4 protein-coding genes are annotated in these 4,985 nt (G+C 73.2%); 3 read left to right on the forward strand and 1 reads right to left on the reverse strand.

Features of this window, described 5'->3' with window-relative positions:
- Nucleotides 1-117 precede the first annotated feature (117 nt).
- A complete protein-coding gene (locus tag ABT336_RS26775) occupies nucleotides 118-1,488 on the forward strand; it encodes an FAD-dependent oxidoreductase (RefSeq protein ID WP_350900284.1) in 1,371 nt (456 codons plus the stop codon).
- A 115-nt stretch (nucleotides 1,489-1,603) separates the two neighbouring features.
- Nucleotides 1,604-3,025 (forward strand): WGR domain-containing protein, encoded by a 1,422-nt coding sequence (locus tag ABT336_RS26780; protein WP_350900286.1) that lies wholly within the window; start codon nucleotides 1,604-1,606, stop codon nucleotides 3,023-3,025.
- A 15-nt stretch (nucleotides 3,026-3,040) separates the two neighbouring features.
- Here ABT336_RS26780 and ABT336_RS26785 read toward each other — a convergent pair whose 3' ends face one another.
- Nucleotides 3,041-3,847, reverse strand: coding sequence for an Fpg/Nei family DNA glycosylase (locus tag ABT336_RS26785; RefSeq protein WP_350900288.1), 807 nt, complete (start codon nucleotides 3,845-3,847; stop codon nucleotides 3,041-3,043).
- Nucleotides 3,848-3,997: 150 nt separating this feature from the next.
- Here ABT336_RS26785 and ABT336_RS26790 point away from each other — a divergent pair, with 150 nt between their 5' ends.
- Complete coding sequence (locus ABT336_RS26790; RefSeq protein ID WP_350900290.1) at nucleotides 3,998-4,702, forward strand: SDR family NAD(P)-dependent oxidoreductase; 705 nt, start codon at nucleotides 3,998-4,000, stop codon at nucleotides 4,700-4,702.
- Nucleotides 4,703-4,985: the final 283 nt, after the last annotated feature.

Raw genomic sequence — 4,985 nt, forward strand, 5'->3', positions numbered from 1 at the left:
CCGGCCGACTCACCGACGTGGTGGACGACGTCGCCCGGCAGACCCGGGGGGCCTGACCTCACGCCTCGCCCCGGCCGGCACCCGGCCGGGGCGGGGCGAGCGTGTCAGACTGAGCCGGTGGCGGAGCGGATGATCGTGATCGGCGGGGACGCCGCCGGGATGGCAGCGGCCTCCCAGGCCCGGCGTCGACGGGACCGGAACGACCTGGAGATCGTCGCCTTCGAGCGGGGGCGGTTCACGTCGTACTCGGCCTGCGGCATCCCGTACTGGATCAGCGGGCTGGTCGAGGAGCGCGACCGGCTCGTCGCCCGCGAACCTGAGGTCTTCCGGGACGAGTTCGACATCGACGTCCGACTGCGACACGAGGTCACCGCCATCGACCTGGACCGCCGTGAGGTGGTCGTCCGGGACCTCACCGCCGGGCGGGAACTCCGCGAGGGCTTCGACACCCTGATGTACGCCGTCGGCGCGTCCCCCCGCCTTCCGAAGTGGGCCCACGACGAGGTGCAGGGCGTGTTCGGGGTGCAGACCCTCGACGACGGCGCGGCGCTGCGGGCCTGGTTGGACGCCGATCCCGCCCCCCGTTCGGCGGTGGTGGTCGGCGGGGGGTACATCGGCGTGGAGATGGCCGAGGCCCTGATCCAACGGGGGCTCACCGTGACCCTGGTCGAGCAGGCGGCCCAGCCGATGAGCACCGTGGACGATGACATGGCCACCCTGGTCACCGACGCGATGCGGGCGACAGGTATCGAGATCCGCACCGGGGTCGAGGTGACCGGGCTGACGGCGCGCGGCGGCCGGGTCGCCGCGGTGGTCACCGCCGACGGCCCGATCCCCGCCGACGTGGTCGTCCTCGGCCTGGGCGTACGCCCCAACACCGGGCTCGCCGAGGCCGCCGGGATGCCGTTGGGTCCCAGTGGGGCGCTGCGGGTGGACCGCCGGATGCGGGTGGTCGGGATCCCCGGGGTCTGGGCGGCCGGCGACTGTGTGGAGAGCCTGCACCGGGTCAGCGGGGCGGCGGTGCACATCCCCCTCGGCACCCACGCCAACAAGCAGGGCCGGGTCGCCGGGATCAACATCGGCGGCGGGTACGCCACCTTCCCCGGCGTCATCGGCACCGCCGTCACCAAGGTCTGCGAGCTGGAGGTGGCCCGGACCGGCCTGCGGGAACGGGAGGCCCGGGAGGCCGGTTTCGAGTTCGTCTCGGTGCTGACCGAGTCGACGAGTCGGGCCGGGTACTTCCCGGGGGCGCGCCCGATGACTGTGAAGCTGATCGCCGAGCGACCCACCGGGCGGCTGCTCGGTGCGCAGATCGTCGGCCGGTCGGAGGCGGCGAAGCGGATCGACGCCCTGGCCGTGGCGCTGTGGAACGGGATGACGGTCGAGGACATGACCTCCCTGGACCTCGGCTACGCCCCGCCGTACGCCCCGGTCTGGGACCCGGTCCTCATCGCCGCCCGCAAGACCGTCGACGCCCTGCACCACTGACGACGAGGGCGCTCTCCCGGTGGTGCGCCCGTCGTCCGTGTTCCCCGCAGTGGATGTCGGTGGGGGTGGCTAGGGTCGTCTCGACTGATCAGCCCCTCAGTGGAAGGTTCCGGCGATGGCCCAGGAGACGACGTACCTCGAACTGTCCGAGACCGGCGGCGGAGCACACAAGTTCTACGAGGTGGTCGTCGACGGCACCACCCTGACCGTCCGCTACGGCCGCATCGGTGACCAGGGACAGGTGAAGAGCACCGCCTACCCGGACAACGCCAAGGCCCGCGCGGCGGCGGCGAAGAAGCTCGGGGAGAAGGTCCGCAAGGGGTACGCCCCGGCGGTGGTCGGGGTCCGCCAGAAGCGGGCCGTCTCCCGTCGACAGATCGTCAGCACCCGCTCGACCGCCCGTACCGCCCCGGTCCTGTGGCGGTACGCCTCCGGCGCTCCCGCGTTCGGCATCTTCGTCGACGGGGACCGGTGCATGGTCGGCAACGAACGAGGTGTGATCACCACCCTGGACCACGCCGCCAGGGTCGTCGGTCAGGTGCAGCTCCCCGACGGGGTGAAGTGCATCGTCGCCGACGACGACTGGCTCTACGCCGGGTGCGACGACGGTAACGTCTACGACCTGTCCGGGAAGATGCCCCGGGTGGCGTACACGATCGCCCCCGACATCGACATCTACTGGCTGGACATCCACGACGGGGTGCTCGGGGTCTCCGACGCCGACGGTGGCATCGCGGCGGTCGACCACGAGGACGAGTTCCTGTGGCGACGCCGGGGGCGGGGCAACTCGGCGTGGATGGTGCGCTGCGACCCGGCAGCGCTCTACCACGGACACTCGTCCGGGGTCACCGGCTACGACTGGCGGACCGGGCAGGAGGTCTGGCACACCCCCACCGGTCCGGTCCTGTTCGGCTGGCAGGAGCGCGGGGCGGTGTTCGCCGGCACCGCCACCCGCCAGGTGGTGCGGTTGGGCAAGGACGGCCGACAGGAGCAGGTCTTCCGGTGTGACGCCCCGGTCTTCTCCTGTGCCACCGCCGCCGACGGCAGGTACGTCTTCGCCGGGGACAACCAGTCCTCCATCTACTGCTTCGACGCCGACGGCACCCGGTTGTGGAAGCTCGGCACCGGCTGCGGGTCTGCCTACTCGATGCAGTACGAGCAGGAGCGGCTGTACGTGGTCACCACGAGTGGCCAGCTCGCCTGCATCGACGCCGGCGAGTCGGCGATCCGGGCCGCCGAGGCCGGCACCGTCCCGACCCCGGTGGACGTCAAGGCCCCGTCCCGGGCTCCGGTGCCGGTGGCCCCGACCGCCCTGGAGGTGACCAGCGACGCCCGTGGCGGGGTCGTCGTGGAGTGCACCGACGAGAACGGTCGGCTGCGGGTGCACGTCCTCTCCGACGGGTTCCACCGGGACTGGTCGGTGCAGTTCCCCAAGGGCATCCGCGAGCCGGGAGCCCGCTACCTGGTCACCGAGGTCCGGGAGGCCGGCCGGGGTGGCTTCTACCGCGCCCACGGCGACATCCGCCGCCTGCGGTGACCCGACGGGCCGGGGTCAGCGTTGGCAGGTGGGGCACCAGTAGAGGTTGCGGCCGGCGAGGGTGCCCCGGCTGATCCCGGTGCCGCAGACGTGGCAGGGCAGGCCGGGACGGCGGTAGACGTACACCTCGCCGCCGTGCCGGTCGACCCTCGGGGCCCGGCCGGTCGCCTCGGGCAGGTCGTCGGGGCGGACGGTGTCGATCCGGCCCCGGTCGACGGCGACCCTCATCAGCTCGGTCAGGTCGGCCCAGAGCTCCCGCCACCGGGCCGGGGTCAGCTCCCGGCCGGGCAGCGTGGGCGGCAGTCCGGCCCGGAACAGCGCCTCGGTGACGAAGATCAGCCCGGTGCCGGCCACCACCGACTGGTCGAGCAGGAGTGCTGCCAGCGCCGTCGAGCGGCGGGAGATCAGGGCGTACGCCCGGGCCGGGTCGGCGTCGGGGCGCAGCGGGTCCGGGCCGAGTCGTTCCCGCAGCGCCCGCACGTCGGGGGGACCGAGCAGCTCGCAGGCGGTCGGACCCCGCAGGTCGAGCCAGTGCCTGTCGCTGGTCAGCCGGAGCCGGATCTGCCCCACCGGGGCGGGAGGCTCCCCGTCCCCGTCGGTCACCTTGCCGTAGAGCCCGAGGTGGACGTGGAGGGTCACCTCACCGGCGTAGTGGTGCAGCAGGTGTTTGCCGTACGCCTCGGTGTGGTCGAGGACTGTCCCGCTCAGGCGGGCGGCCCCTTCGGCGAACCGACCCTGCGGACTGGCGGCGTGCACCTTGTCCCCGGCGAACAGCTCGGCGTGCCGGGCCGCCAGGCGGTGGATGGTGTGTCCCTCTGGCACGACGCCCAAGCATAGTGGCCCCCGGACGGCCGGGTTCAGCTCTGCCCGGGAGCTCCCGGAGGGCGGGGTCTGGTTCAATGACGCCCTCCGGTGCTGCGGCGGCGACGCGGCGGCACCCTCGGGCGACTCGGTTGGTAGGAGCGGGCACCCATGGTCGAGCCGGTACGTCGGGCGGTCCTCGTCGGCACCAGTGACGGGATCGGACTGGCCTTCACCGGCCGACTCCTCGCCGACGGGTGGCAGGTGGCGGGCCTGTCCCGCCGGGGGGTCGAGCCGCCCGGGCCCGCGTACCGCCACCACGTGGTGGACGTGACGGCGCCGGACTACCCGCAGGTGCTCGGCCGGGCGATCGACGACCTCGGCGGGGTGGACCTCTGCGTCTACTTCGCCGGGGTCGGGGACCCGCTCGACCTGGACGACCTGGCCGCCGAGCGCCGCACCTTCGAGGTGAACCTGACCGGGGCGGTCCGGACCGTCGAGGTGGTGGGGCCCCTGATGGTGGCGGCGGGGGCCGGGCACATCGTCGGACTGTCGAGCCTCGCCGACCGGCTGGTCTCCGCCGACGCCCCCGGGTACGCCGCCTCGAAGGCGGGGCTGTCGTCGTACCTGCTGGGGTTGGCGGCGGCGCTGCGCCCACGCGGCGTGCACGTGACCACTGTGCGGTTCGGGTTCGTCGACACCAAGATGGCAAAGGGTCCGGTCCGGCCGCTGATGCTTCCTGTCGACCGGGCGGTGGAGATCCTGATGGACTGCGTACGGACCCGCCCGGTGGTGGTCTCCCGGCCCCGGCGGCTGGCAGTGGTCACCTCGGCACTGGGCACCCTCACCCGGCTGCGCCTCCTGGTCAGCCGCTGACCCACCGGGCGCCCACCCCGACGGAACCGCTGAGCACCGGCGGTGACCTGCGGGTGTCGGGGTGACGGCCGTTGGGTACGTCTATGCCGTCATCGCGTGGCAGGGCCTGCGGAGTTCCGAGCCCCGCCCGCATCCGTCAGGAGGTGGACAGATGAGATTTCCTTCGTTGTCGCGCCGGGACACAGCGGAGCCGGCCGACGAGGGCGCAACCACCGGGGGCGGTACCACGACTGCCGTCGCCGACCCCGTCCCGCCGCCCCACGCCACCACGCCCCCGGCTGAC

The sequence above is a fragment of the Micromonospora sp. NPDC000207 genome (assembly GCF_040300925.1).
Taxonomy (GTDB): domain Bacteria; phylum Actinomycetota; class Actinomycetes; order Mycobacteriales; family Micromonosporaceae; genus Micromonospora.

Bases quoted from the DNA above. Each gene is read 5' to 3' on its own strand.
- ABT336_RS26780 (WP_350900286.1), top strand. From the start codon at position 1,604: ATGGCCCAGGAGACGACGTACCTCGAACTGTCCGAGACCGGCGGCGGA.
- ABT336_RS26790 (WP_350900290.1), top strand. From the start codon at position 3,998: ATGGTCGAGCCGGTACGTCGGGCGGTCCTCGTCGGCACCAGTGACGGG.